Source organism: Bacillus sp. OK048, assembly GCF_900103525.1.
In the GTDB taxonomy this organism is placed as follows: domain Bacteria; phylum Bacillota; class Bacilli; order Bacillales; family Cytobacillaceae; genus Neobacillus.
In genome coordinates this window covers 13,775-39,671 of sequence record NZ_FNHN01000015.1, presented here as the reverse complement: position 1 = coordinate 39,671, position 25,897 = coordinate 13,775, and the positions used below count along the sequence as shown (strand labels likewise).

At 32.3% G+C, this 25,897-nt stretch carries 25 protein-coding genes and 1 pseudogene; 21 read left to right on the top strand and 5 right to left on the bottom strand.

Going from position 1 to position 25,897, the window contains the following annotated elements; translation table 11 throughout:
• Positions 1-80: 80 nt before the first annotated feature.
• The 5 genes from BLR86_RS21655 to BLR86_RS21635 all read left to right on the top strand — a co-directional run bounded on the left by BLR86_RS21655 (position 81) and on the right by BLR86_RS21635 (position 9,157).
• On the top strand, positions 81-4,850 hold the full coding sequence (locus BLR86_RS21655; RefSeq protein WP_254782409.1) for a DEAD/DEAH box helicase: 4,770 nt from the start codon (positions 81-83) through the stop codon (positions 4,848-4,850).
• 1,036 nt (positions 4,851-5,886) lie between these two features.
• A complete protein-coding gene (locus tag BLR86_RS21650; RefSeq protein ID WP_139185696.1) occupies positions 5,887-6,474 on the top strand; it encodes a hypothetical protein in 588 nt (195 codons plus the stop codon).
• 87 nt (positions 6,475-6,561) lie between these two features.
• A complete protein-coding gene (locus BLR86_RS21645; RefSeq protein WP_090766601.1) occupies positions 6,562-7,794 on the top strand; it encodes a hypothetical protein in 1,233 nt (410 codons plus the stop codon).
• 58 nt (positions 7,795-7,852) lie between these two features.
• Complete coding sequence (locus tag BLR86_RS21640; protein WP_090766599.1) at positions 7,853-8,704, top strand: DUF6602 domain-containing protein; 852 nt, start codon at positions 7,853-7,855, stop codon at positions 8,702-8,704.
• A 114-nt stretch (positions 8,705-8,818) separates the two neighbouring features.
• Positions 8,819-9,157, top strand: a complete 339-nt coding sequence (locus BLR86_RS21635; RefSeq protein ID WP_090766597.1) for a YolD-like family protein — start codon at positions 8,819-8,821, stop codon at positions 9,155-9,157.
• An 88-nt stretch (positions 9,158-9,245) separates the two neighbouring features.
• Here BLR86_RS21635 and BLR86_RS21630 read toward each other — a convergent pair whose 3' ends face one another.
• Positions 9,246-9,542, bottom strand: coding sequence for a hypothetical protein (locus tag BLR86_RS21630; RefSeq protein WP_090766594.1), 297 nt, complete (start codon positions 9,540-9,542; stop codon positions 9,246-9,248).
• Between the two features lie 179 nt (positions 9,543-9,721).
• On the opposite strand from BLR86_RS21630, the gene BLR86_RS21625 reads away from it, so the two are divergent.
• The 5 genes from BLR86_RS21625 (at position 9,722) to BLR86_RS21610 (ending at position 13,806) form a co-directional block, all read left to right on the top strand.
• Complete coding sequence (locus BLR86_RS21625) at positions 9,722-10,648, top strand: HNH endonuclease (RefSeq protein WP_090766591.1); 927 nt, start codon at positions 9,722-9,724, stop codon at positions 10,646-10,648.
• 104 nt (positions 10,649-10,752) lie between these two features.
• Positions 10,753-11,358: a hypothetical protein gene (locus tag BLR86_RS21620; RefSeq protein WP_090766588.1), complete on the top strand. Its 606-nt coding sequence runs from the start codon at positions 10,753-10,755 to the stop codon at positions 11,356-11,358.
• A gap of 789 nt (positions 11,359-12,147) precedes the next feature.
• Entirely contained in the window at positions 12,148-12,300 is a 153-nt protein-coding gene (locus BLR86_RS26520) for a hypothetical protein (RefSeq protein ID WP_217642419.1), read from the top strand.
• 289 nt (positions 12,301-12,589) lie between these two features.
• A complete protein-coding gene (locus BLR86_RS21615; protein ID WP_090766585.1) occupies positions 12,590-12,991 on the top strand; it encodes a hypothetical protein in 402 nt (133 codons plus the stop codon).
• A gap of 2 nt (positions 12,992-12,993) precedes the next feature.
• Entirely contained in the window at positions 12,994-13,806 is an 813-nt protein-coding gene (locus tag BLR86_RS21610) for a hypothetical protein (protein WP_090766582.1), read from the top strand.
• 92 nt (positions 13,807-13,898) lie between these two features.
• Here the strand turns inward: BLR86_RS21610 and BLR86_RS26695 are convergent, their stop codons facing one another.
• Both BLR86_RS26695 and BLR86_RS26690 read right to left on the bottom strand, forming a co-directional pair.
• On the bottom strand, positions 13,899-14,459 hold the full coding sequence (locus BLR86_RS26695; protein WP_254782408.1) for an HNH endonuclease: 561 nt from the start codon (positions 14,457-14,459) through the stop codon (positions 13,899-13,901).
• A 33-nt stretch (positions 14,460-14,492) separates the two neighbouring features.
• Positions 14,493-14,918: a hypothetical protein gene (locus BLR86_RS26690; protein WP_254782407.1), complete on the bottom strand. Its 426-nt coding sequence runs from the start codon at positions 14,916-14,918 to the stop codon at positions 14,493-14,495.
• Positions 14,919-15,135: 217 nt separating this feature from the next.
• Between BLR86_RS26690 and BLR86_RS21600 the strand changes: the two genes are divergently transcribed.
• The gene (locus BLR86_RS21600) at positions 15,136-15,381 is read left to right on the top strand and encodes a hypothetical protein (protein ID WP_090766580.1); all 246 of its coding nucleotides are present in this window, start codon (positions 15,136-15,138) and stop codon (positions 15,379-15,381) included.
• Positions 15,382-15,528: 147 nt separating this feature from the next.
• On the opposite strand, the gene BLR86_RS21595 is transcribed toward BLR86_RS21600, so the two are convergent.
• Positions 15,529-16,443: a hypothetical protein gene (locus tag BLR86_RS21595; protein WP_090766577.1), complete on the bottom strand. Its 915-nt coding sequence runs from the start codon at positions 16,441-16,443 to the stop codon at positions 15,529-15,531.
• A 165-nt stretch (positions 16,444-16,608) separates the two neighbouring features.
• Positions 16,609-16,854: a sunset domain-containing protein gene (locus BLR86_RS21590; RefSeq protein WP_217642418.1), complete on the bottom strand. Its 246-nt coding sequence runs from the start codon at positions 16,852-16,854 to the stop codon at positions 16,609-16,611.
• A 284-nt stretch (positions 16,855-17,138) separates the two neighbouring features.
• Between BLR86_RS21590 and BLR86_RS21585 the strand changes: the two genes are divergently transcribed.
• The 10 genes and pseudogenes from BLR86_RS21585 to BLR86_RS26970 all read left to right on the top strand — a co-directional run.
• Positions 17,139-17,402: a hypothetical protein gene (locus BLR86_RS21585; protein ID WP_090766574.1), complete on the top strand. Its 264-nt coding sequence runs from the start codon at positions 17,139-17,141 to the stop codon at positions 17,400-17,402.
• Between the two features lie 36 nt (positions 17,403-17,438).
• Positions 17,439-17,801 carry a hypothetical protein gene (locus tag BLR86_RS21580; protein ID WP_090766571.1) on the top strand — a complete coding sequence of 121 codons (363 nt, stop codon included), beginning with the start codon at positions 17,439-17,441 and terminating at the stop codon, positions 17,799-17,801.
• 129 nt (positions 17,802-17,930) lie between these two features.
• A complete protein-coding gene (locus BLR86_RS21575; RefSeq protein WP_175493003.1) occupies positions 17,931-18,614 on the top strand; it encodes a DUF1643 domain-containing protein in 684 nt (227 codons plus the stop codon).
• Positions 18,615-19,059: 445 nt separating this feature from the next.
• The gene (locus BLR86_RS21570; protein WP_090766564.1) at positions 19,060-19,416 is read left to right on the top strand and encodes a DUF6884 domain-containing protein; all 357 of its coding nucleotides are present in this window, start codon (positions 19,060-19,062) and stop codon (positions 19,414-19,416) included.
• 16 nt (positions 19,417-19,432) lie between these two features.
• Positions 19,433-20,296, top strand: a complete 864-nt coding sequence (locus BLR86_RS21565) for a GIY-YIG nuclease family protein (RefSeq protein ID WP_090766561.1) — start codon at positions 19,433-19,435, stop codon at positions 20,294-20,296.
• Positions 20,297-20,392: 96 nt separating this feature from the next.
• A complete protein-coding gene (locus BLR86_RS26685; RefSeq protein ID WP_254782406.1) occupies positions 20,393-20,704 on the top strand; it encodes a DUF4236 domain-containing protein in 312 nt (103 codons plus the stop codon).
• Between the two features lie 46 nt (positions 20,705-20,750).
• Positions 20,751-21,263, top strand: a complete 513-nt coding sequence (locus BLR86_RS26680; RefSeq protein ID WP_254782405.1) for a hypothetical protein — start codon at positions 20,751-20,753, stop codon at positions 21,261-21,263.
• A 793-nt stretch (positions 21,264-22,056) separates the two neighbouring features.
• Positions 22,057-23,160 carry a DNA sulfur modification protein DndB gene (locus BLR86_RS21555; RefSeq protein WP_090766558.1) on the top strand — a complete coding sequence of 368 codons (1,104 nt, stop codon included), beginning with the start codon at positions 22,057-22,059 and terminating at the stop codon, positions 23,158-23,160.
• A gap of 736 nt (positions 23,161-23,896) precedes the next feature.
• A complete protein-coding gene (locus BLR86_RS21545) occupies positions 23,897-24,922 on the top strand; it encodes an AIPR family protein (protein WP_090766552.1) in 1,026 nt (341 codons plus the stop codon).
• 604 nt (positions 24,923-25,526) lie between these two features.
• Positions 25,527-25,851 (top strand): annotated as a pseudogene (locus BLR86_RS26970) (DNA helicase); the annotation flags it as partial.
• Positions 25,852-25,897: the final 46 nt, after the last annotated feature.

The window sequence follows — 25,897 nt, the reverse complement described above, 5'->3', positions numbered from 1 at the left end:
TTTTTGTAAAAACAATATTACTTTATTATGGTATTATGGAGATGGAAATAATGTTGAATATAAGGTAAGGAGATTATTTCATGCCAAAAGTTGCAATTAAATCATTTAAAGATGTTCTTGAATATTTACGATCAATCTCAACATCAGAATCAGATAAAGGTACACGATTTGAATTATTGATGAAAAAATACTTTGAAACAGATCCAATCTATGCAGATATGTTTGAAACTGTATGGACTTGGAATGAATTCCCATTAAACGGTGGGAAGCATGATACTGGAATTGACCTGGTTGCAAAAGAACGAATTTCAGGAAATTACTGTGCTATTCAATGTAAGTTTTATGATGAAAACTATTCGATTCAGAAAAAAGATATTGATTCTTTTTTCACCGAATCGGGAAAGAAAATCTACGAAAACCGGATCATTGTATCTTCAACTGATAAGTGGAGTAACAATGCAGAATTATCACTAGAAAACCAATCGAAGCCTGTTGCTCGTATTCGATTACATGATTTAGATAAATCGGCGATTGATTGGTCTACTTTCATGATTGATAAAATAGATAGCATGGGATTAAAGAAAAGACATACATTACTACCACATCAACAAGAAGCACACGACCATGTTTTAGAGGGCTTAGCAAATGCTGACCGTGGGAAACTCATTATGGCTTGTGGTACAGGTAAAACATTTACTTCTTTAAAAATTGCAGAGAGTGTTGTAACTCATAAGCAAGGGAATAGTATAATTTTATATCTTGTGCCTTCCATTTCGTTATTATCACAAACATTAAGAGAATGGAATAACCAGACGACTACGCCTTTTCATTCATTTGCAGTTTGTTCAGACAGAAAGGTGTCACGGACTTCTGAAGATATTACAGCAATTGATTTGGGCTTTCCAGCTACAACTGATTCTGAAAAGATAGTAGAGAATTTTAAATCACTTTCAAACACAAGTAAAATGACAGTTGTTTTCTCTACGTATCAGTCTATTGAAGTACTTCATGAAGCACAGCAAAAAGGTTTCCCAGAATTTGATTTAATCATTTCAGACGAAGCTCACCGCACAACAGGGGTGACACTAAGCGAGGGACAAGAAAGTCATTTTGTACGTGTTCATGACAATGAATATATTAAAGCTAATAAACGATTATACCAGACTGCAACACCTAAAGTATTTGGAGAAAAGACCAAGAATAAGGCTGATGAGAAGGAAGCGTTACTATCATCAATGGATGATGTATCGTTATTTGGAGAAGAATTTCATAATCTAGGGTTTGGAGAAGCCGTGGAACGCGGATTATTGACTGACTACAAAGTAATGGTTTTAGTAACGGACCAAAACTATGTCGATATCGCTCTTGCTAATGAAATAAAAAGCGAGTCTAACACACTTAATAGTAAAGACTTTGCCCGCATCGTTGGTACATGGAACGGACTATCCAAACGTAAAAGTCATTCGGATGAAGTTGTAGGAAAACCTATGAAACGTGCTGTGGCATTTACGTCTACCATTGAAACCTCTAAACAAATTACACAAAACTTCCAAGATGTTGTCGATACGTATGCATATAATAGTGACATAAGTACAGGTGCAAAAGTAGAGATTCAGCATGTAGATGGAACAATGAACACACTAGAACGGAATAGAAAATTAGACTGGTTAAAAGAAGAAACAGATGATGATAACGTTTGTCGTATTTTATCTAATGCTCGTTGTCTAACAGAAGGCGTAGATGTACCTGATTTAGATTCTGTTATTTTCTTTAACCCTCGTAACTCAGTAATTGATGTTATACAAGCTGTAGGTCGAGTTATGCGTAAAGCGGATGAAAAAGAATATGGGTATATTATTTTACCTATCACGATTAACAAGAGTGACGACATCGAAACAGAACTTAATAACAACAAAGAATACAAAGTTGTGTGGCAAGTGCTTCAAGCGTTACGTTCCCATGATGAACGTTTTAACGCTATGATTAATCAAATGGAATTGAACATGAACAAACCTGCAAATGTTGAAATAATCGGTCATACCGGTGAAAAAAATGATACAGATGGAAACGAAAACGATTCAGTTAACACAACAAAATCAGGAGAAATCACAAAGAAATCCGAACAAATATTCATGACGTTTCCTGATTTGGAAGAATTGCAAGACGCTATTTATGGACAAATTGTTGATAAAGTTGGAGATAAAAGATATTGGGAAAACTGGTCAAATGATGTTGCTGAAATTGCAAGGAGACATTTTGATCGCATTAAGTTAATGCTTCGTGATAAAAAAAGTGAACCATATCAAGCTTTTCAACAATTTCTTTCCGATTTGCGGAATAACTTAAACAATTCCATTGAAGCGGATGAAGCGATTGAAATGTTATCGCAGCACCTTATCACTAAACCTGTCTTTAAAGCTTTGTTTGAGGAGTACAGTTTTGTAAAATATAACCCAGTATCACAAGCAATGGAGAAAATGCTTAGCTTATTAGAAGAGGAAAATCTTGAAAAGGAAACCCGGTCACTTGATAAATTCTATGAAAGTGTAAAAACTCGTGCGAGTAAGATAGATAATTTAGCTGGAAAACAGAAAGTAATTATAGAATTGTACGATAAATTCTTTGGTACAGCCTTTAAGAAAACTACGGAACGCTTGGGGATTGTTTACACACCAGTAGAAGTTGTAGATTTTATTATTAATAGTGTTAATGAAGCACTTAAAAAGGAATTTGGGACAAGCCTAAGTGATAAAAATGTCCATATTCTTGATCCTTTTACAGGGACAGGTACATTTATTGTACGATTAATACAAAGTGGATCAATTCGTCCAGAAGACTTATTACGTAAATATACTCAGGAACTTCATGCTAATGAGATTGTATTATTAGCATATTATATAGCCACTATTAATATTGAAGAAGCATTTCATGATATAACAAACGGGGATTATGTTCCATTTGAAGGTATTGTATTAACAGATACATTTCAAATGACTGAAGGCACGAAATCATTCGAAAGTATGATGTTTCCTGAAAATAACAGCCGAGTAGTAAAACAGAATAATACAGGAATACAAGTAATAATAGGAAATCCACCATATTCTGTTGGTCAAAAAAGTGAAAATGATGCAAATCAAAACGTCAAATATCTTGAATTGGATAGATCGATAAAAGAATCCTATGTAAAATATTCCACTTCCCAGAATAAGAACAGTCTATATGATGCATATATTCGTGCTATACGGTGGTCTACCAATCGAATTAAGGATAAAGGGATAGTTTGTTTTGTAACAAATGGTGCATTTATAGATAACAATTCAATGGATGGATTTAGGAAATGCATTTTAGATGAATATACTTCAGTTTATTGTTTTAACTTGAGAGGAAATCAACGTACATCTGGAGAAACCTCAAGGAAAGAAGGCGGTAAAATATTTGGGTCAGGAAGTAGGGCCGGTATTTCAATTACAATGCTTATTAAAAATCCAGATAGAAAAAATGAAAATAAAATCCATTATTATGATATTGGTGATTATTTATCAAGGGAAGACAAACTACACATTATATCTGAAAAGAGATCTTACTCCAATATAGATTGGGAAATAATTACACCTGATGAACATAATGACTGGATAAATCAAAGAGATACCAATTTTGATACTTTCATGCCTATTGGAGAAAAAACTAAAAAAGGAATTAATTCCGTTTTTGTGAATTATTCATCAGGAGTCCAAACATCTAGAGATGCATGGGCACATAACTACTCATTTGAGAAGTTAGAAGAAAACATGAAAACCATGATTGATAATTATAATAATCAGGTTGAGTTAATTAGTAGAACTGGTGCAGATAATGTATTGGATATTGTTGATAATGATCCTACGAAAATTAGTTGGTCTAGCAGTTTACGGAATTATCTAAGTAGAGGGATGGAATTTGAATTTGATCAAAACTTTATTGTTGAATCAATGTATCGCCCTTTTAGTAAACAATGGCTTTATTTTGACAAATATTTAAACCATCGAACTAGCCAGATTCCGAAAATATTTCCAATTGGAGAAAAAACCAATAATTTAGCTATTTATATTACTGGTGCTTCTTCTAGTAAAGATTTTTCTGCTTTAATATTAGATTGTATACCAAGTTACGATTTGATTGAAAAGGGTCAGTGTTTCCCTCTTTATACATTAGAGAAAGTAGATAATACAAATACGTTATTTGAAATAGATGAAAAACAAACTAAATTTGTACAAAAAGATAATATTTCAAATTTGACTCTAAACCAATTTAAAGAAAAGTATGGAGAAGACGTTGAAAAAGAAGATATATTTTACTATGTATATGGGATACTTTATTCAGAGGAATATAAAAGTAAATATCAAGCAAATTTAAAAAAGGAATTACCAAGGATACCTTTTGTAAAAGATTTCTGGGCTTTTAGTAACGCTGGAAGAAGTTTAGCTGAATTACATTTAAATTATGAATCAGTAGAACCTTATCCTTTGAATGAAACAATAACTGGTCAAAATGATTTAAAGGTTACTAAAATGCGATTTGGTAAAACCAACAAAGTAACTGATAAGTCCATTGTTATTTACAATAATGGTGTTGCCCTTTCGGGTATACCTCTTGATGCATATAATTACGTAGTGAATGGAAAATCTGCTATAGAATGGTTATTTGACCAATATCAAATAAAAACAGATACTGCAAGCCAAATTAAAAAGAATCCAAATGATTGGTCGGATAATCAACGCTATATTTTGGATTTATTAAAGCGTGTAGTTGCAGTTTCAATGGAAACAAATAAGATTGTAAATATTTTGCCTGACTTAGAAATAATTGAATAATTATATTCAGCTTGAACCACTTGTCTTTTGACAGGTGGTTTCTTTTTTAATAAATATATTAATAAAGTAATTTCCTCTAATTTAAGGGTGAAACCTCATAGAAACTTTGTACTCTCAATGTGTCTTTAGCTTATGCAATTTTATCTCCCTTCTCCTTATTCTTATGTAACTCCTCTATGCTATAAGTGATAACTTCGGATGGTTCTTCAAAGTCCCTCCAACCTTTGTTAATTCCGGTAATAGCTGAAACGGATGAAAATGGAGTCGTTACTAGTTTAGTAATTGATGTTAGTCAATTTAGTTTTATACATTCTTTGGTGCTGAAACAGAAATTGATGAAGATGATATTATTTTAAAGGACGGAGTTCTCTGTGAATCTAATATAGAAGAAGAAGATGTAGATTAAAAAGAAACCGCTGACTAATTACAGTTTTGTATACTAATTCTTGGTCTGGTAACTAAAGATTAAACACTGTATAAATGTAAGAAACAAACCAACTGAAAAGAAATGAAATGAATATGAAAAAACTTACAATAGAACTAAATGAAAATACATTATAAATGCTAGAAGAAATCAACAATTTTTATAAAGCTGATGATGGAATCAATTCAAGTATTGAAGATTTAATTGAAGGAATCATTTATGCACATTATGTAGTTGAAGTAGGACCATAAATAGACAGCAAACTTAATAATCCAAAAAAGCCACTGCTAAACTGAGGGCACTGAAAAAGTCCTCAATAAATGTAAAAAAGGTATAATACCTCAGTTTTGAGGGAATTATACCTTTTTTGCTGTATAATTATAGTATCAATCAATTTTTAACGGGTAAAACATTTTTAACCTGTGATATTGCAAAAGAACATATGAATAACTCCAAGAAGTTGTAATTTTTCACTGTGGGTCTTTAAACGATGGTCATCTTAGACTAAAGAATAATTACTCTTGGCAAATTTCATCTGTAAAATACCTTGATTCCTATGAGTTAAGCGATTATGAACTTGTCATACTAGATGAAGCATAATATATAAGAAAAATGCAATTAGATTTATTTTTATTGAGAGTTAAGGAAACGGACGTAAAATGTATTTTCTCTTACGATCCTAAACAATGCCTTGCAAGTAGGGAGATTAAGAACAACATCCCTGATTACATTATGACGCAAGTTTCTCCTAAACATTTCAAATTAACTGACAAAATTAGATCTAATAAAGAAATTACATCATTTATAAAGAATCTGTTTGATTTATCTAAAATAAATCGAAATCAAAAATACTCAAATGTTTTTGTTCAATATTTTTCGACTACAAATGATGCAAAAAAATATTTAGAAGTACTTAAAGACGATAGATGGAAAATAATAAATGATACACCCTCCATGTATGATAGATATCCATATGACAGTTATCAAAATAGCATTGATTCTAGTGCTCATAGTGTTATTGGACAGGAATTTGATAATGTAGCTGCTGTTATAGATGAACACTTTTACTATGCAGACAATGGTAAGCTGTCGACTAAAGGATGGAATACCATTTCATATTATTATCCAACAAAAATGCTATTTCAAATTGTAACAAGAGCTAGAAAGAAACCTAACATAATTATCATTAATAACGAGTAATTCTGGAAGAATGCTTGAAAATTTTGCAATAACAATATGCAGGAAGAAAATATAATATTTTTCCGTCTTAATTAAGGAGTAGAAAATATGGCTGTTAAATTTGTTCCGGTAGAGCTAAAAGAAGAAATAAATCAATTGTTGGATTTCTTTGATGAACATGAAATAGCGCATGACTTTGAATATTTGTCAAATGATTATGAAGAGAAAGAAGAAGAGGAAGATACTTTCATAGACGAAGATACAGAAATTCAGGTTTGGCTACCGCGTGGAGAATATGAAGACAGTTCAATTGCTATAGGCGACGTAATTGAGATGGTAGGGGAAGCTTTAAAACCACGAAAAATGGATGAATATAAGTTCATTGGGAACAGGTTGGCTTTATTTCGTATTGACAGTTATAGTAGAGAATTGTTAAATAGAGCTGCATATGAAATACCTACTGTAACAGAGACTATAGAAGACCAGGAGTATGAGCTTAATATCATTTCAGGCTTAACTAGCTATGGTATTAAGCTTGTCATGGATAAAATGTATAGTAAGTATGTGCCACCTGTCGTTTTTGATGACGTCTTTATAGAAGTCTCTTCCGAAGATAAGTTAGATGAAGAGGTACTTGAAAGCTTAGTAGAAGCGTATTTGTTTGAAATAAAATCTACATTAGGTATAGAAGTTCATCCTTCTCCAAGAATATTCTCTGATCCATGGGAAGAAGAGGAATTTCAATTAAAGGCAAAACCCTCAAGATTAAGACCTTTGTTGTTGGGAAAAGGTGTGCCTGAATTACTTAAATTGTATAACTCATCTTTAGCCACTCAAAATGCCGAAATTCTTATTTTGACTTATACAAAGGTAATAGAATATGTTTCTCAAACAGTTATTCAGCAAGATCTTATTCGTTCTGTTTCCAAGAAACTATCAAGTCCTAAAGCTCTTACCCCTGATGCAAATTACATACTTGAATTAAGTAAAACTTTTGAGGGAAATAGAAATCACAAAAAAGACCATTTAGCAATAAAATTAACAGTTGAGACATGTTGTGACCTTCTTGAAATTGTTTCTATTGCCCCACAATTTTTAAACTTTACTAAGAAACTTACAATGGATAGTAAGCCAGAAGAATTACAAAAAGCCTTTGATGAAGTAGCTAATGCTATTAGTAACACAAGAAACATGTTTGCTCACGCAAAAACAAATTACGAAAAAAAAGGGAAAGAATGTCCAGAAGACCAGTTAGATGATTTTGCAAAATGCTTAGACATAATTGCTCAGCAAATTATTAGATGTTTCGCAAGAGAGCATGAAGACAATAGAATTGTTTGATTTAATTAAAGCAGTAACTCGTATATATTAAGTATGTAGTCAGTAAGGAGGGGATTTTATGTCTTTTAATTTTTTAAAGGCAGCAGGGGAAAAAATGTTATCAGATCACGAAGCTGCTAAAGCTATAAAACACAACGGACAAAAAGGTGCAATCCGTGAAGGAGCCCTTAGAGAAGTTCTTATAAAGTATTTACCAAAGAAATATGGTGTTACAACAGGAGTTATTGTAGACTCTAAAGGGACACAAAGTAACCAACAGGATATTATTCTATATGATATTGCTACTTGTCCTGTATTAGTAAACGAAGAAGAACTTAGAATGATACCAGTCGAAAGTGTATATGCAACTATTGAGGTAAAATCATCATTAGATTCAACAATACTATCTGAAGCGTACGAAAATATTAAGAGTGTAAAAAATTTATACAGAACGCCTTCAACTAATGGTGACCAACTATTTTCAATTCCACTTGGATTTGTATTTTCATATTCTGCAAATACAAAAATAGACACACTAGCTCAGCGTTTTATTGAAATAAACAAAAGCTCATCCAGAGAAAGCAAAGTAAATGCAGTGTGTATTCTTGATCAAGGGATTATAGCTTATTTTGGAAAAGATGGATTTAATAAGATGTCAGTAAGACCACTAGAAGATTATTTCGAATGTTCAATGCTTGGAACAGAAGGTGAAAATTTTATTACTTTTTATTTAGCTATGTTGGCTGGCTTAAAACATCAATCAGTCTCCTTCCCTAACATCTTAGACTATGCAATCAATGCTGGATATTTAAATAATGACAAATATATTGGGGAACAAGAAATGCCAGAAGATGCCTTTTATTTCAATGAAAAGGGAGGAAAAATATTTTTACACACAGAGAAAGAATATAGAAAAAGAGAGGATTTATAATTTTTCCTTTTTTGTTCATTCAAAAAGAAAATAAGACCACTGAAGTTGTTCTTATTTTTTTATTTAAAAATAGAACATTTGTTTGTATAGTGATAACGAAGGGGATGATTCGAAATGGTGATTCGTGACCGTGGTAAAATGAAATGGCAGTCTGCTTCTTTTTTGCCGTTAGCATTCGAAATGACAAGCGATATGTTCAAGGATCAAGCTCGGATTGCTAAGCCAATATTAGACGAATATCAGAAGGAAGAGTTCGATCTGCGTATAGCATACGCCACAGAATACAACTATGGGGTAAAGCTAACGGTTTGGGATGATGGATTTACTCACGACATTACTGGTCTTGTTCATTATGCGGATCCAATAACTCATGAGCTACGGCTTAAACTAAAGCATGGCGAATTTGAACGAGTAGCATTCGAGAGTGTAGTTGGAGTGAAGGTTTTGAATTAATCGGACAATATTTATTGAGTCAGCCTTTTATGGTCAAAAAAAGCAAAGAGCAACCTCTTTGCCTAGAATGATTTAAATTAAATAAAGGTCAGTAAAGTCTCTCTTTTTTAGGTTTCAAGCGTGCGAGATAGCCAGACCTCAACATTCTATGCAGCTCGTCAATTGCTTTTCCTTTTAAGACTGATTTTGCATAAGATTGATCCAGGGTGATTCCTTTGGCATTTGCTTTCTTAACAACTTTTGTAATGCTGTTCGTGTAAGCATACTCCTTGATAATCCATTTTTCTAAGGTATCTGCTCGATATTCCTCTACCAAAGTTGTGTAGTGTTGCAGCCTTCTTATTTCTGCTTCAGCTCTTGGAACAGTAATTAGTTTTGATGCCATAAATTCACCTCCTTATTAGATTAATTTCGACAATGTTCATTTTATTCCTTTCGACAAATTTATGAACGAAATATCTGCTTTAATTGATTCTCTCGAAAATTTACATCATGTATAATAAAAAAGTAAATCTATTTATTATTGTGAAAAGTTTGAATCAATAGGGACTGGAGTAATTTAAAATGAACTATTTTCTTGTTTTCCAAAACAAAAGTTATAAAGAAGAACGTAATGGTGGGTATTTATGGGCACCTCAAAAAAATAATACCGGTCAAACGTTTCATCATTGGACTGATATGAAAATGATTAAAAAAGAGGATATTGTTTTTAATAGTTATAATGGGAACTTAGTTTCTGTTTTAATTGCAAAAGAGAATTGTACAGAGCATGAAAGGCCGACTGGATTAGACCAATTAGACCTTTGGGAAAAAGATGGTTGGTTAGTTAATGCTGAATACATTGATTTAAAGGCACCTATTACATATAAGGATTACATGGAGGATATTTTAAAGCTCCAAGATAATAAATATGCTCCTTTTAATAAATCAGGCAGGGGGAATACAGGTTATCTTTTCAGGGTGTCTGAAGAACTGGCAAACTTCCTCTTTGAAATAATTGAAAGGACAAATGGCGTTTCAAGGGAGAGGTTTCAAATTGAAAACAATCTTAAAGAAGAAATCATAAAACAAATTGAGAATGATTTAGATTCTGCTATTATTTTAGACAAAACAGAAAAAGAAACAATCATTAAGTCCAGAATTGGACATTCGGCTTTTAAAAAAGCACTTCTAGTAATTGAAAAGAAATGTAGAATATGTGGTGTAACAGATGAGCGTTTCCTAGTTGCAAGCCATATCAAGCCGTGGAGTGAATCAAATAACCTTGAGAGGCTAGATGTGAATAATGGATTGTTATTATGTCCAAATCATGATGCTTTATTTGACAAGAGGTATATTAGTTTTGATGAAACAGGACAAGTGATGATTAAGAAAAGTTTAGATGATACAACGAAAATTCTTCTTAATATCAATGAAACAATGCGAATTGGCATGAATGAGCGGCAACAAAATTATATGAAGTGGCATAGAGAGAAATTTTTGAATAAATAAAGGTAGATTTCCGGGGCCAAAAGAGGGGGATTCAAAGATAAGTTATTGTTATTGGAAGTTGAAGAAGGTAAATAGAAAATCTATTGGGAGATAGGGGAAATACAATGGCAAATGTATATAAAGGTTCTGATGCCGCGAACAGTGCGATTCGTGCTCTTTTAAAAAAAATAGGGGAGATTTATCTCACTGAAGAACCAGAATTAAAACAAATGTTCAATAAAAATAAAAGAAAAAATTTTTGGGAGAAAATAAAGAAAGAATTTGGGCACTGTTGCGCTTATTGCGGACTAAAAGTAGGTGATAAGAAATCAGTTAAAAATAAGAAAACAGGTACATTAGAAGAAGTAGTCATTAAGCTTGAAAGAGAACATCTTCTTATGACAAATAAAGACGAATGTGGATTAGATCATCCTGGAAATATAGTTCCATCGTGTGGCCCGTGTAACGTTAATAATCGAAAACTAGGTTGGAAAGAACACCTTTTTGAACAATGTGCCGGAGATTTTAATTTGTATCACCTTCGATTAGAAAAAATAGAGAGTCACATAAAAAAATATAAATACCCCGAAATACCGGAAGAGATTCAGCGTGAAATAAGAAAAAAATGTGATGTTCTCTACAACTATGTTACGAAGAGTGTCTCGGAATCTGAACAGTATATTTCAGACATTGTTGTAAATAGCTTAAAAGCACAAAAATTTGAACTATAAGTTTAGAATTGTTTTTTACATTGGCTAAAAGCGTTGACCTGATAAAAGTTTCTATCGAGCAAAAAACTTTTACCTACATTAAATAATTTCAATCTACCGTTTCTTTTATGTTCTTGGTTCTCCGTTACTGCTATTGGATAATATAATAAATTGTCATAAGTAAATATTTATTCTAGAATGGAGACTGTAGAGGTTGAGGGGTAATGGTCTAAAAAACTAACAAGAGACTGCCGAGACCCCTTGATATTACGGGGAAATTTGTAGCTGATTTGACCACTGGTCCCATACACAGTCTTCAAAACTGCTTGAGACCCGTGTGCCAGGTCTGGTGGATTTGATTCCCACGCAGTCCCGCCAACGTTCTTACTCCCGCGAGGGTTGACGCTGATTGACCGGAGATTGTGACGGATTACATACACAGTTTTCGGCAGTCTAATGCAAGACTGTATAAGGGTGAGACGTAAGACTGTGTCGATAGTCGCGCGGAAACTGTTTAAGTTATTCATTCGTCCTCTTACGCTAATTTTGACTTGCGTAAGGGGATTTTTATTTTGCGGAAAAAATTTAACAACACGGAAGCGGACATAAACGACTGAATTACTGCTAAGCATGACGGTGTGAAATGTTTGAGGAATTTATGCTGATTAAGAAGGGTGAAGGTCTATCAAAACGGACGATCACCGAGCATAATAATAACTTCGGATTTTTTAAGGATTATTTTAAACCGCGAGCTACTAGCGGATGAAATGACGACGGAGTTATTTATGGGATGGATTACGTTTATGCCCGATGAAATGGACTACTCGCCGAGTCGCCGCAACAACACCAAGAATGAGTAGAGATACTGCAATTGACCTTATACGAGGAACTGAACAGTTTAAAGCGTATCATAAACATCTCCTTGGAATTGAATTAAAGTCTTTTGTTACAGATGATAGCTAGATCAAAAAAGTGAAGAATTGGTGGAAACATTTTCATCCAAAGGAATTTATAGATAAACTAAAAGGGGCTGCTATTTAATTTTGCGGCTCTGTTTTAATTAGGAGACTTAACTTCTTTTACCTTGAAATATGAACCATTATTATTCAATAAGTTGGAAAAAATGTGAAATTATATCGAAAATTGTAATTTATTCTTGACATAGAATGTATATCTATGAAAAAATTACATTATAGAATATTTTACATAATACTTAAGGGAATCTTTAAGAGATTATTTAAAGGAGGATTATATGGGTTTGGTTGAAAAATATGTTAAAGATCGAATTGCTGAACTTGATTACGCAAAAATCCCAAAACCTATTAAGTTTTCTGTCTCAATAGATAATGATACTAATTTTAGGTTGCAATACATAGCCAAAATTTTAGAAACTAGTAGGGCTACTTTATCAGCGGATTTCATTCAAATGGCCATAGTTGATGCTGAAAAGGCACTTGGATTAAATCCTTTTGATTTTGAAAGTGAATATAGCAAAGCTTTAATGGAAAGCTGTGGTGGCGCTTTTATTCATGATGACACTGGGTATTATCGTGTTACTTCCAGTGGAGAAAAAATTAAGGTTGTAGATACCGATAGTGAGGATGAAATCAACTATAAAAAAAATTCTATACAAAATGATAAAGAGGAGAAATGACAATGAAAGAAAAAGAAGTGGTTATAAAATTAAGCGATCATTATGGTGGGGGAATTGGAATATCACCTAGAGGGATTGAATCTAACTTTGAAGAAATTGAAGTTGATGAAGTAACTTGGATTGGGGATCAATGTGAAATAAAGACCATTGCGACCATTACTGGTTACTTGAATGCCAAAATTGAAATTGTTGTTAAATGGGATGATGATAAAATAGAGAAATATAAAGATAATAAACTCGTGTTTGCTTTAATTGAGCAGGGTAAAGAACTTATTCTGGGAAACCTAAAAAGCATGGCTGCACATGATGGTATGTATTTAGATGATGAAGACGATGATTTCTATGAAGTGGAAAGCAATGAAGACGGGTATAGTAAATTTGAACTTTCAGCTCAAGATCGTATAGGGAATGATATCCTCATTTCAGTAAATGGTGTCGATGATAACGAACTAGCCCACTTCGGTGGATTAGATTTACATATTAAATCTGTAAAAACTCTTATTAGTAACACACATGGTATTGATTTTGCCAGGGATAATGGAGATTTTGCTATTGAAGGGAAAGTTTTCGCTTTATATCTCAATGAAATTGGAGAATTAATGAGAAACCTTTCTCCAGAAAGAAATTTGTTAAAAGATGTTTCTAATATGGATTTAGTTAAGCATTTTATAAATCATTGGAGCGAAGATAAGGAATTGGTAGCGATTATTGATAAGGATAATAAAGAAATTAGGAAAGAAACTGAAGCAATAAGAAAAGAAGAAGATGAAATATGGAACAATATGCAAAAACAAATAAATAACAAATTAAACTAAGACGAAATCTTCGGCATTTTGTTTGTTTACTCTGTCAATTTTAAAAAACATTAGGGAATAAAATTCCTGTTTTATTATCAAAAAAGGACCATTTAGGTCCTTTTCAAAATACGTTCTCTTAGTTGTTCTAGCGTTAAGTAGTCACCATTTTCTTTTCGATGAAGCATTGCATGGCAGTTAGGACAAACAGGAATGAGGTCTCGAATGGGATCTACTTCATATCCTTGTTGTATATCGTGAAGAGGTACTATGTGATGGACATGAATAAAATCTTTCCCCACTTCTCCATATAGGTTTTCAAAATATAAATCACATACTTTAAATTGAACACCATAATGTTTTATAGATTGCTTGCGAGCAATAGGGTTACGCTCATATACGTTGACTATAACAGATTTACGCTTCCCTTCTTCTAACGATTCAGGGACTTCGTCAGGATAATAATCTTTTGTTAAATCATGATCAAAGAACAACATGATATAATCTCGGAGTTCGCCAGTAACTTTCTGTGGGCCTTGTATATTTCCTTTCACACCATGTTCACGTAAGTGGGCTAACGATAATTCAGTAGTATCAACCTGATCTATTAAGCGAAAACGTGACCAATTCCATGTTTTTGATTGCTTAAATTTCTCTTCATCTTTCCAAAACATTTTATTGTATTGGACTTCATGAGGTAGTACTTATCATTTGACTACTTCAACTTTATAACGTACTTTTTGTACGTTGTTAGAAACGTAAATAAATATAATATCGCCATTTTCATAATTACCGGACCTTCTCCAGTGTATTGTATCAAAACGACTAAATGCACCCGCTAAGTCAAATTCTTCTGGATTAGATGGAACAAACCAAAAACGACGAGCATTATGATGGTCTGTTTCCTCAAGTTCTTTCCGTCGATTGGCTGCAATTTCTTCTGGTGCAACAAAACAAAACTCGTCTTCATTCACATAGTAAGGAATGTTATATACATAGCCACGTTCGATTGGATCATAGCACCTAGATATTGTTGTATTGAGGTGCTCCGCTAGGAATCTTGCAGCTTCTTGAATATTTGTTGCTTCAATTAATAGCTCATCATTTTTCATAATAGTTATTGGGGTAGCCATTTAAATGCCTCCATTTATAATTATATCCTTTATTTTACTTTATAAAGGCGCACCTAACATGCATTTTTTCATTAACTTGTTCTTAGTTATGTAGTATAAAATTCTCCGCTTATAATAATCGAACATTGGTATTGCCAAAAATGAGATTCAGGAGATATTCTAGAAGTATGATGGATTATCATGTTCATATTGAATAATCGGGGGAGAGATTGAAATTATGAAAGAATTTAAAGAAATACAAGTAACGAAAAAAATACCCACATCAATTACATGCAACAAATGTGGCAAGACGGAAAAAATAACTGAATATGGTTTTGAGGAAGATAAATTTCATTCGTTCAACATATCTTTTGGATATGGCTCCATGTATGATGAAGAAAGATGGAAATTTGATGTATGCGAAACTTGTATCGTAGATTTTGTAAGAACTTTCAAACATTCTCCTGGTATCACCGGAGCCTAGCTATAATGCTAGGTTTTTTCTTGGATTAAAATCAATTTTTTATATTGTGTACGAATTATATAGATACTTTTTCAAAAAGAAAAAGACCACTGATTGTGGTCTGATTTTTAAAACTAAAGCACTGGTAGCTTAATCAAGAATTATTTCTCAATCATTATGAGAGAAGTCAATGGTGCCATGATATTCATATTTGGTTACCGCGATTGATTTAAGTTCATCCCAACTTTTTAGAGCCTCAGCAATATGTTGGTATGCTTTGACATATTCTTGTGAAGAGTTACTACTTCTAATTCTTGAATATCTGTGTACATCGAAGCTTTCTTTAAATATTACTATATTAGCTATTTTAAGGGGTATATCGGGATTTGAAAGTTGAGAAAAAATATGAGCAGCAGAGTTGAGGTGTTCTTCGAAATTCCAGAAAAGCGAATTAAGCCCATAGTCATAAAAAGGACCTTCATTTGTTATTCTGTAATATTCAAAGCAATCAGAAAATATTGACCAGCCATCGTGAATTGTGTTTGATTGCTTAACATATCCATCATATTTTTTTAATTCAAGAATTATCTTGTTCAGGTTAAATACAGTGTTATATTCATAGTTTGCTAATTCTTGCATAGTTTGCTTAGCAACATCGCTATCTAATGTGGAAAGCTTTTTCTTTGTATCTACATAGATTTTACTCTTAATAGTTTCAATAGTTTCAAAAATTACTTTTCTGTCTTTGATTCCAATAGTTAGGATAACTACTCCAAAAGCTAATAATGTAACAACCTCGGAAGGGACGGTCAGTATATCGATACTGAATAACTTCTTCATACCTTTAGTTGTAAAAGACAAAATGAGGAAAACTATTGCTATGATATCAAGTGTAAGTATAATTTTTTTACCTCTTTTTAATTCCAAACTAAAATCAACAAGAGAATACATTAAAGCAGCAACCGATACACAAAGCATTACTAGTATACTAGGAGAAAAAGCTCCAACGGCTCTAAGAATAGCTAGAATTATTATAGCTGTACCCGTTAGTATGGTAAAATTCCTGTAATATTGATTATTCATTAATCTCCTCCTAAAAGACTTACTGATTATATTATTTTACCATATTTTTCTTTCGCAAATTCTTCTATTGTTGTATTGTTGTACTTTTAAAATAAAATTCTCATTATATTACTAATGTTTATCGGTCAAATAACTGAGCAAACCGTTCAACTATTAAACTGTGCTTTATCTAAGAGATCTCCTAAACCCAGCTTCCTCAGCCTCTTCCTCTGAACAGAACCATTTCTCACCTGATTGATTAATTTCAGTAACATCATAGTACTGATCCTCCGGCAAGTGATAAATTTTTTCCCCAGTGTTGTAGCTAATATTCCCTTTAATATCACAAGGAGTACCAACACCTACCTCCTTACCACAAGCCGATAAAGTGAATGATATTATGACTGCTGCTACTAAAATCCCTATTCTCATTCATACTGCCCCTAACTTTTTTCCTATAATTATATCAAAAATGTAAAAATATTCATCTAAATTTTCCAAAAATATGATAAAATGTTACTAAAATCAAAAAGGTGAAATTTATGGGTTGGTTTATATTTCATGAAATAGTAATCAATTTGAATTTGGAAAAAGCTAGAGTTAGTTTTTAGGATGAAATCTACTTAAAAGGACAATCAGAAGAAACTCTTATTTGTTAAGAAACAATTAAGAGTTTTTTTGACTCTAAAATCGTACTGTAAAATGGGGGTGTAATATTGAGAAATATTAAAGAATGGGAAAAAGCATTAACAATTGATGAAACAATATATCCCAAAGGCAATTATTTTATTGATGAGAAATTTGAAAAACCAGATTACAAGACTCCATATCATGTTATAAAGAAGGAATTAAGAAACAAAAATCTCTCGTATTTTTCCATTATGGAAAGTTTCATAAATAAACAAGAAAAAACTAGCAAACGAAGAGGTGCAGATCTTCCTTTTATAGGAGAGGGATTTTTACAGACAGAAAAGGAATAAGGATTATGATGGTAACACAAGACTCGGATGCTCTTCGTGCGGGAAGTATTGCTCCTTGCTGAAAATTACACAGATGTAGAGTATCGTTTAATTAAGAATAAGTGCAACAAATTTCTTAAACCAAGCCAATTTCATGCAGGTAGCTACCGTCATGCAGTAGAAACTCTTGCGTTATGGCATATTGATATTTCATTAATGTACCTTACTGATGCAAGAAAAATCCATCTTCTTAATGGCGATGGATATAACGAACAATTGTCAATTGAAATGATCCATAATGAAATCAAGGCAGTGTCACCAGACATACTTGTTCCAGCAGGGGATGTTGCATATGAATTCTTACGGGAACTTAAAGAAAATGAAAATTCAAAAAACAATGGAGAGGTGTTTTCTATGTAGAGAACATTCCCGTTGTACGAGCACCATTTTTTACAGGCCGAGGTAGGCAAGGGAATTTTGAAGAAAAATCGAAAAAAACAAAGGAAACTTTAGCAGAGCTTCAAAAAGATTTCGAAAGGAATGACTCTAATGTCTAAGAAATACCCAGATTATGTTAAGGTACCGACTGAATGTGATCCACAACCGATACCTAATACTCAATATAAAGTTAGATATTATTTATCCGCAGAGCTAGATAATAATTATAAGAATAAATTGCTATTTATTTTAATGAATCCAAGTCATGCAAGTAAAACAGTTTCAGATGAAACTATTAACTATTGTGCTCATATCGCATTTAAGGATTTAAAAAAAATAAAAATAGGGTCAATAACAATTGTAAACATACATCCATACTACGAGCCAAAGTCATCTAAATTACAAACAATTCTTGATGACTTAAAAAACAATCATCAAATTCAATATGAAAGTACTATGAAAGAAAACAAGAGAACAATTCTACAAGAAATAGATAATGCTAATTATGTATTTTTGTGTACTGGATTAGTGCCAAAAAAAATTGAAGATAAAGCTTGTTACCGACGATTAATTAGATCAATACACGATTATTTAGAAGAAAATGATAAGATTGTATACCTATGCAAAGGAGAACATAATAAGAAATTCTTTGGAACTGGTAATTTGTCATACCATATTAATCCTCTAGGTGGTAAAAATATCAATAAAGCAAAAAGATTCCATATTCGAAGTACAAAGTTTGTTGAAATACCTAATGAGCATGAAGTAGCGCTTACCCATTTTCTAAAAGGCTGATGTTAACTTGAGCTACGGACAAAATCCATATATGTTTAGCTATTTGTGTTTTGAATTTTCTATCAAAGGATGATATTTAATGAAAAATCATTTTTTTACAATAGAAGGGGATAGAATATCAGGAAGGTATATTGTTAGTGAATGGAAAGATGGGAATTTCAATTTAATATCTGAAATTAGTGGAAGACATTACGGAGGATTCAAATAAGCGAGACAAATTATCGGTGAATATTTAAAGAGAAGTTGTCATCAAATAGATAAAATTTTTCAACATCAATGTATTAAACCAGGTAGAAAAAATAATCCTTCACATGAATGGACAGTTGATGAATATTTTAAGGGAGTTCTACTTTAGTTGAAAGTGTAGTGATAAATAGTGACTAAAAAGATTGCATTGGTAAGTTGTACAAAGAGTAAACAAAATTACTCTTATGAAGCATAAGAAATGTACAAACCCTTTGATTTGTTTAGTAAAACAAACTTATGTATACAAAAATTTCGATTTGATGATTGGTATATTTTATCTACAAAATATGGATTATTGAAGAAAGATACAATAATTTCTCCATACGATGTAACTTTAAATAATATGAAAGTTGCAGAAAGGAAGAATTGGTCAGAAAATGTATTTGATGAAATTCAGAGAGAACTTCCATATGAAAGCCACATTTACATTTTTGCTAGTGAAAAGTACAGACAATACTTACTTCCTAATCTGGAAGAGGCCGGATTTACTTGCAACGTGCCATTAAAAGGAACGGGGTTTGGAGAGCAAATTCAATATTTGAAAAACAGATATTAGATACGAAGGTGTAGAAATGAATGCAACATATTTAGATGAAAATTGGGCTGGGTTGAATTGGACTCCTTGGTATTCATTTGCGAAAATAATGGAGACAAAGAGGATATTACCTACTTTTCCTGGAATGTATCGTATTAAACCAGTAGGTCATACTCACCTCATGTACATAGGACAAACAGGTAGAAACTTACGTGAGAGGCTTACTGATCTTATAAGAAATGCACTTAAAGAACAAATGCCCTTTAATGATCCACATACTGCATCACCCTCATTATGGGCTTGGAAAGATTCTAAAGGATGGGATTTTGAGATTTCAGTATCCACAATAGAACTTTCAAAAGAGGATCGTGAAGGATTAGAAAGCTTTCTATTATGGGATTATCGAGTGCAATATGGAGAGTCAACATATTGTAATCATGGACGTTTTCATCAAGATTATATTAAATCAAGGGGTAGCACAAGTCGTTTTCGCGGAAGAAAATTACTTGAGTCTGAAAACCGTAACATTGCATGGGGAAATAGCTGTAAACCATTAAATTTTCAAGGCACTCCTACTTCTTCCACTTTTATGGGACTTTCATGGTCAGACTATTTAGGAGAAGAAAGTTTGTCTCAAATGCCTAATAATCCAGGTGTATATCGTATAAAAGGACTTGAAACAAATACTATTCTTTACATTGGGCAATCTCAAAAATTAAGAAATCGATTAAGAGAACATGCTAAAAAGGATTGGGGTCAGACAATAGGTTATTCTTTTACTTTAATTAAAGACGCAAAGGACTTTCAATTAAAAGAAATTGAGAATGATTTAATTGGTGGCTTTTTCTCAATTAATCAAACTGTCCCCATTTTTCAATTCAAGAATTTAAAGAATAAATAATGTGTAATCATTATTGATCACTTAAAACATTTTCTCTTGTTTTCTGGAAAATTAATGTAATTTTAAAATATTAATATATAGCAGGGGGCCCAAGTCATGGGTTTTGGATTTAGGAAAAGCTTTAAAATTGCTCCTGGAGTACGATTAAATGTAAGCAGTAGAGGTGTAGGTGCAAGTGTAGGTGTGAAAGGATTAAGATATTCTGTTAATTCCAGAGGTCAAAGACGAACAACAGTATCCTTGCCGGAGACTGATCTTTCGCATACATCAACTTCTGGTGGCAAAACAAGAAGAGGCAACAGTTCAAGAAGTTATAAAAGTGCTTCCTACCAACGACAAAGAGAACTAGAACTCATCAAAAAGAAAGAGAAAAGCTTGAGGAATTACAACGTAACAGATTTGAAGTAGAAATGTTTGAAAACAAATTAGAAATGATAAAGTCCATTCATAAAGAATGTGGGATTTTGTTGATTGGGCAGATATAAAGAATACAGAACCACCTTTTATAATTAGAAACCCGGGACCTAATGAAAGAGTAGCATTAGAAATTTTACAAAACTATAAACCAGGTTTATTTACGAAAATGTTTAAGCAGGAAGAAAAGAAATTAGATGAATTGCGAAATAGTGTATTAGAAGCGAGAAAGAAAGATGAAGAAGAGTATCAGGAATGGCATACCTTAGTACAAATTGCAACGAGAATTTTGGATGGGGACTTGGATGCCTACTTCGAAGCAATTGAAGATTTTGCTCCTCTTGATGATCTAAGTGAGTTCGGTAGTGGTTTTGAGTTTTTCCTTGAAGCACCAAATTACATGGAAGTTGAATTTGACATTAATTCTAAGAATGTAGTACCTAACGAGATGAAGACCTTGACAAGCACAGGTAAGGTCATTATCAAGAGCATGCCTGTTTCGGAATTTATGATATACAACAAGATTATGTTTTTAGTTGTGTGCATCAGATAGCTAGGGATATGTTTGCGCTACGTCCTCTTGATACAATTTATATTCACGCACTCGATAATCAATTGGACACTACAACTGGACATCTTAAAAAAGTAGTTGTACTTTCGGTTAAGATAGATAAGCTAACATTAAACCGATTAAATTTTGATAGCATTGATTGTTCTGATTCGATGGTAAACTTTGAACATAGAATGAATCTCCGTAAGACAAAAGGATTCGCGCCAGTGGAACTTTTACAAGCATCCCCTTAATGGCTATGATTCTTCAATAATCATTTGAATTACGTGTGTATATTTGCGGCAATAGACTTTTATTTTGGTTGTTTTGAAATCTAAAATTGAGATATGCCTTGGAAATTGCTTTTACAAGGGACTTTGTTGTAAACCTATCAGAAAACTCTAATAAGAGACACGAGGATAGGGATTTACTACAATTAATCAAAAATAATTCAGCGTGCTGAAAATTATTTTGGTAATAATCTTAATGAAACTCTTGAAATTATTTTTTCAGGAGTTTTATTAATGTTGTAAATAAATTAATTAATAATATGGATATTTTTCATTCAGCGCGCTGAATGAAAAACAAAGCGGTTATTGTTTTTATTTAATCTTAATTTATTTTATTTTTTAGCATGCTTGTGGAATTTTATCAAAAGTACAAGTATTAATATTAAATTGGCGTGTTTTTAACTGCATAATTAAATTTTTTTGAAAAAAACAAATAATTTTTATTGACGGCGATGACCAGCGCGCTGTATATTGTAATTAACAATATAAAAGCGAGGCGGTTGGGTATGAATACATCAAATATTGAAATTGGAATTAGTTTTTCAGGTGCGGCTGGTAATCAATTCGGAAAAAGAATATATACAACAATGATTCCTTACAAATCAATTGAAAGATTTCTAGTTGTATTTCAGGATGTACAACGTAACGTTAACAAGGCAAGAGTAAAAGAAATAGCTGAATATGTACTTAAAGGTGTTAATAAAAGAAACTATTGTTTTTTAAGTGCTGTGACAGCAACTTGCCGTGGAGAAATTCAGTATGATGATCAATCAAAGGCAGTGACCATTGATATAAATTCTGTATTAAGTATTAATGATGGTCAGCACAGGATCGAAGGAATTAAACTTGCCTTAAATAATATGCGAAAACAAGTTAAAAACGCGAAATCAGAAGAAGAAAAGGTAAGCTTAAAACAAAAGCTTGAATACTTAGAAAATATGTGCATCCCTGTTGTTATTTTCGAAAGCATGGATACTGAATATGAACAACAATTATTTCATGATTTAAATAACTTGGCTAAAACGCCAACGAAGTCAACTTCATTAAAATTTGATAATAACGATCCATATACAACTATGGCTAAAGAGTTAGCAAGGGAAAATGAATACTTAGTTAAATATGGAGTAGAATCAGAAAAGACACAACTACGCGAAAATAATACTAACTTAATGTTGCTTTCCACTCTACGTAATACAATTTCTTTTATGATTTCAGGAAGCGATAATGATAAAAATAATACTTTAAATTTTGAAAATTACAATGACCTAAAAGTAACTGTTAATGATGTATTTAACGAGATATTTAAAGCACTTCCTGCTGATTGTAATGACCGTAAAAAGTATATCATTGGTACAGCTGTTACTCTTCAAGGCATTGGTAAGTATGTTAATAATCTCCTTAATAGCGAGGAAGTTGTTAACTGGAAGTTATATATTTCTGGTTTACAGAATATCAACTGGAGACATGAAAATAAGATGTGGAATGGCTATGGAGGAAGTTTTGACTTAGAAAAAGGAAGATTTGTATTTGGAGGAACTGGCGGCGGTATAAATGGAGTCAGAAATGCTTTAATTGAAAATAATCGTCCTGTGTCTACTTTGTCGCTTTAAGAAGATTTAGCTGGAAATACAAATGACTTAGATTTAATCATGATTATCCCGAAAAAGCTTCCTTGTTAATGAAATCTTTTTAATGTTTGCTATGAAAAACGCACAACCTATTCTTTAACTTCAACATATATTTTGCTCTCATTTATGACTATCTATGCCACTTTTACATGGGATAGAGGCTGTAGGGGCATTTAGACATGTGTTTATTTTTGCAGAAATGTAAAATTTTAAAAAAACAGTAAGAATATTCTAGGAGGCTGAAGTAGTTGACAAGTAAAGAAAAGGAAATGCATAGAAAATTTATTGATGAACTGGCCCATTGTGAAGTAAAAGTTCCAAATAAATATTTAGGAGGTGTTACAAAGGAATATTATCCAAATTAATGCTATCAAAAAGCTGATGAGTATATATTAAATAATCCACAATTATCTGATATAAAATTAGTACATGGATTATACTTGGATTTTCAATTTCCGCATGCATGGATTGAACTACCAAATAACATTATCTTCGATGGTGTTCTTCAACAATTTTATGATAAACATGGATACTATGATACTTATAAAATAACAAAAATTAATGAATACACACCAGTGGAAGCTCGGGAGTTTATGCTGAAAACCGGAAGACATGATTTTTGGGTATTAAAAAATAATTTAGAAAGTTGTGACGTATAACGTGTATAGATTATTTATCTAGGTTAAATCAACTTTTTATTACAAGGGGGATATTTAAAATGAGTTGGAAAACAATTAGTTTAGATTACCTTAATGCAGTGGAATTAGAAAATGGGTATATTGTAATGACCACAAAAACTAGTGCATTAAAAGATGTTGTGATCCCTTTGGGTGCCAATCCCCGAAAACCCTCGAAAAAAAATAAAAATGTAAAATCGATGATTACACAGTTAGAAAATGACCCTTCAAATTTTAGAAAGAAAAATGAAGGGATATCAATCATTGCATATAAGGCTGTAATCGATAAAGAAACTAGAAAAGTAATATTTGAGGTTAATGAACGACAAGGTATCATTAATGGTGGGCATACTTATTTTGTGTTAAATCAACATGGAGTTGCAGATGCAACAGTTAGAATTGAAATTAACACAGGTGTTCCAGATGAACTTACCGCTGAAATTGCTTCATCAAGAAATTCTTCAAAAAAGTTGTCTTCTGAATCTGAATTAAATCATATTGGTATGTTCGAGTGGATAAAAGAAAGTGTTTCACCGGAACTAAGGTCTGATATTAGTTTTCATGAGGGAGATGATGGAAGTATAGAAGTTGGTGAACTTCTTCAGGTTGTAAATATTATTAGCCCAAATAAAAGTACAATAGAGAACGCTAAAAGGTCGTACAATTCAAAAGGTGCAATTTTAGGTTCTTTAAAGAATCATAAAATGAATGCTTCTATTGTTCGTACTAGAAATCATATCGAAGAAATGTGGGAATTATATAATTATATTCGAAATGATCAAGATTTAAAGGAACGTTTTATGCCTATGATTTACGAAGGGGATCAAATGTATAAAGGTGTTGCATTCTTTATTTTAGCAGGGGTCCTACAAAAACGTACTGAAATTGTTGATGGATATGTCATAATCAATACAAGTATTGAGGATCTAAAAAAAATGGTGCATGTTAAGGCAGATGCAGTAAATAACAAAATTATGAGACTAGGTCAACACTTTGTTGGGGCAATAGACTCAATGGTTGCTTCAGATACATTCGTAGATGGAATCGAAGTTGTGTTTTTAAAATAGAATTCCTGTAGGTAGCTATTTTTACCGTTTGAAAAAAATAGAGCCCCTCCATGTAGCCAAACTGTGAACAACTCATTTCATCGGTCCCCAAATTTTTATTTAAGTGCTTTGAAATCCTACGAATAAGTGAGTATTCGAGACATAATCGTATCTAACTGAGGGAGCTTAAATAATTTGAAAAAAGGCTTTGTAGTTTTCAAAAAGTAAAATACATAGCCTTGTTTCCATCATTGGGAAATATTTTCTTAATAAAAGTTGAAGCTTGGTAATTCTAATAGATTATCAACAATATTAAGTACGCGAGCTCCCAAAGCTCGTTTTATTTGGCTATTCTTAGACACTTAAATGTATTATGTGCGATTATCAAAATTTGGTAAAATGAATTAATAAGTTAATTTATTTGTTTCCAAAAAGAGTATAGTGGGAATTTACATAAATTGAATAAAAGATCATTTTACTTATGGTGCGTTAATCCTCCCAGTATTAACGCATTTTTTGTTGAAAACAAAAGGCAGTTTATAATTCAAATGGCAAAGGATAACTTCAACACCTTCCCAAAATTTCAGGAAACAACAAAAGCCAGCTTAAAAGCTGGCTTTTACACATAACACGTAAGGAAACAGCACCATTTTTCCATCACTACCTAATGGAAATGAGCATAGAAAACGAATTGATTTTTTCGATAAAGGAGCAAAGAAGCTCTGGGACTATGATGAAAGTGAGTCAGGAAACTGATTGCTACTATGCCGATGAATAAATGGAGTGGCAGCACAAAAGGATTGATTTCATCCGATAACTATGTGTTTCAATTAAACCTTGATGTCGTTCAGGATGATGAAGAAATCCTCTATCATTGGAATAAAGATATATGTGAATATCGCCTTCATTATCATTTAGAGAGGAAGGCAATTAATCCTCCTGTTCATTAGAACGGGAGGTTTTGATATACATTGGCATAACCTGTCATTGTATATT

What these genes read in the sequence shown, in the direction of transcription:
- BLR86_RS21640 (WP_090766599.1), top strand. Translation starts at nt 7,853, where the DNA reads ATGTCTTTTAATTTTTTAAAGGCAGCAGGGGAAAAAATGTTATCAGAT.
- BLR86_RS21655 (WP_254782409.1), top strand. Translation starts at nt 81, where the DNA reads ATGCCAAAAGTTGCAATTAAATCATTTAAAGATGTTCTTGAATATTTA.
- BLR86_RS21570 (WP_090766564.1), top strand. Translation starts at nt 19,060, where the DNA reads ATGTACAAACCCTTTGATTTGTTTAGTAAAACAAACTTATGTATACAA.
- BLR86_RS21575 (WP_175493003.1), top strand. Translation starts at nt 17,931, where the DNA reads ATGTCTAAGAAATACCCAGATTATGTTAAGGTACCGACTGAATGTGAT.
- BLR86_RS21625 (WP_090766591.1), top strand. Translation starts at nt 9,722, where the DNA reads ATGAACTATTTTCTTGTTTTCCAAAACAAAAGTTATAAAGAAGAACGT.
- BLR86_RS21600 (WP_090766580.1), top strand. Translation starts at nt 15,136, where the DNA reads ATGAAAGAATTTAAAGAAATACAAGTAACGAAAAAAATACCCACATCA.
- BLR86_RS21595 (WP_090766577.1), bottom strand. Translation starts at nt 16,443, where the DNA reads ATGAATAATCAATATTACAGGAATTTTACCATACTAACGGGTACAGCT.
- BLR86_RS21620 (WP_090766588.1), top strand. Translation starts at nt 10,753, where the DNA reads ATGGCAAATGTATATAAAGGTTCTGATGCCGCGAACAGTGCGATTCGT.
- BLR86_RS26690 (WP_254782407.1), bottom strand. Translation starts at nt 14,918, where the DNA reads ATGGCTACCCCAATAACTATTATGAAAAATGATGAGCTATTAATTGAA.
- BLR86_RS21545 (WP_090766552.1), top strand. Translation starts at nt 23,897, where the DNA reads ATGAGTTGGAAAACAATTAGTTTAGATTACCTTAATGCAGTGGAATTA.
- BLR86_RS21630 (WP_090766594.1), bottom strand. Translation starts at nt 9,542, where the DNA reads ATGGCATCAAAACTAATTACTGTTCCAAGAGCTGAAGCAGAAATAAGA.
- BLR86_RS21610 (WP_090766582.1), top strand. Translation starts at nt 12,994, where the DNA reads ATGAAAGAAAAAGAAGTGGTTATAAAATTAAGCGATCATTATGGTGGG.
- BLR86_RS26520 (WP_217642419.1), top strand. Translation starts at nt 12,148, where the DNA reads ATGAAATGGACTACTCGCCGAGTCGCCGCAACAACACCAAGAATGAGT.
- BLR86_RS21565 (WP_090766561.1), top strand. Translation starts at nt 19,433, where the DNA reads ATGAATGCAACATATTTAGATGAAAATTGGGCTGGGTTGAATTGGACT.
- BLR86_RS21650 (WP_139185696.1), top strand. Translation starts at nt 5,887, where the DNA reads ATGCAATTAGATTTATTTTTATTGAGAGTTAAGGAAACGGACGTAAAA.
- BLR86_RS26695 (WP_254782408.1), bottom strand. Translation starts at nt 14,459, where the DNA reads ATGTTTTGGAAAGATGAAGAGAAATTTAAGCAATCAAAAACATGGAAT.
- BLR86_RS26685 (WP_254782406.1), top strand. Translation starts at nt 20,393, where the DNA reads ATGGGTTTTGGATTTAGGAAAAGCTTTAAAATTGCTCCTGGAGTACGA.
- BLR86_RS26680 (WP_254782405.1), top strand. Translation starts at nt 20,751, where the DNA reads ATGTGGGATTTTGTTGATTGGGCAGATATAAAGAATACAGAACCACCT.
- BLR86_RS21635 (WP_090766597.1), top strand. Translation starts at nt 8,819, where the DNA reads ATGGTGATTCGTGACCGTGGTAAAATGAAATGGCAGTCTGCTTCTTTT.
- BLR86_RS21590 (WP_217642418.1), bottom strand. Translation starts at nt 16,854, where the DNA reads ATGAGAATAGGGATTTTAGTAGCAGCAGTCATAATATCATTCACTTTA.
- BLR86_RS21555 (WP_090766558.1), top strand. Translation starts at nt 22,057, where the DNA reads ATGAATACATCAAATATTGAAATTGGAATTAGTTTTTCAGGTGCGGCT.
- BLR86_RS21615 (WP_090766585.1), top strand. Translation starts at nt 12,590, where the DNA reads ATGGGTTTGGTTGAAAAATATGTTAAAGATCGAATTGCTGAACTTGAT.
- BLR86_RS21645 (WP_090766601.1), top strand. Translation starts at nt 6,562, where the DNA reads ATGGCTGTTAAATTTGTTCCGGTAGAGCTAAAAGAAGAAATAAATCAA.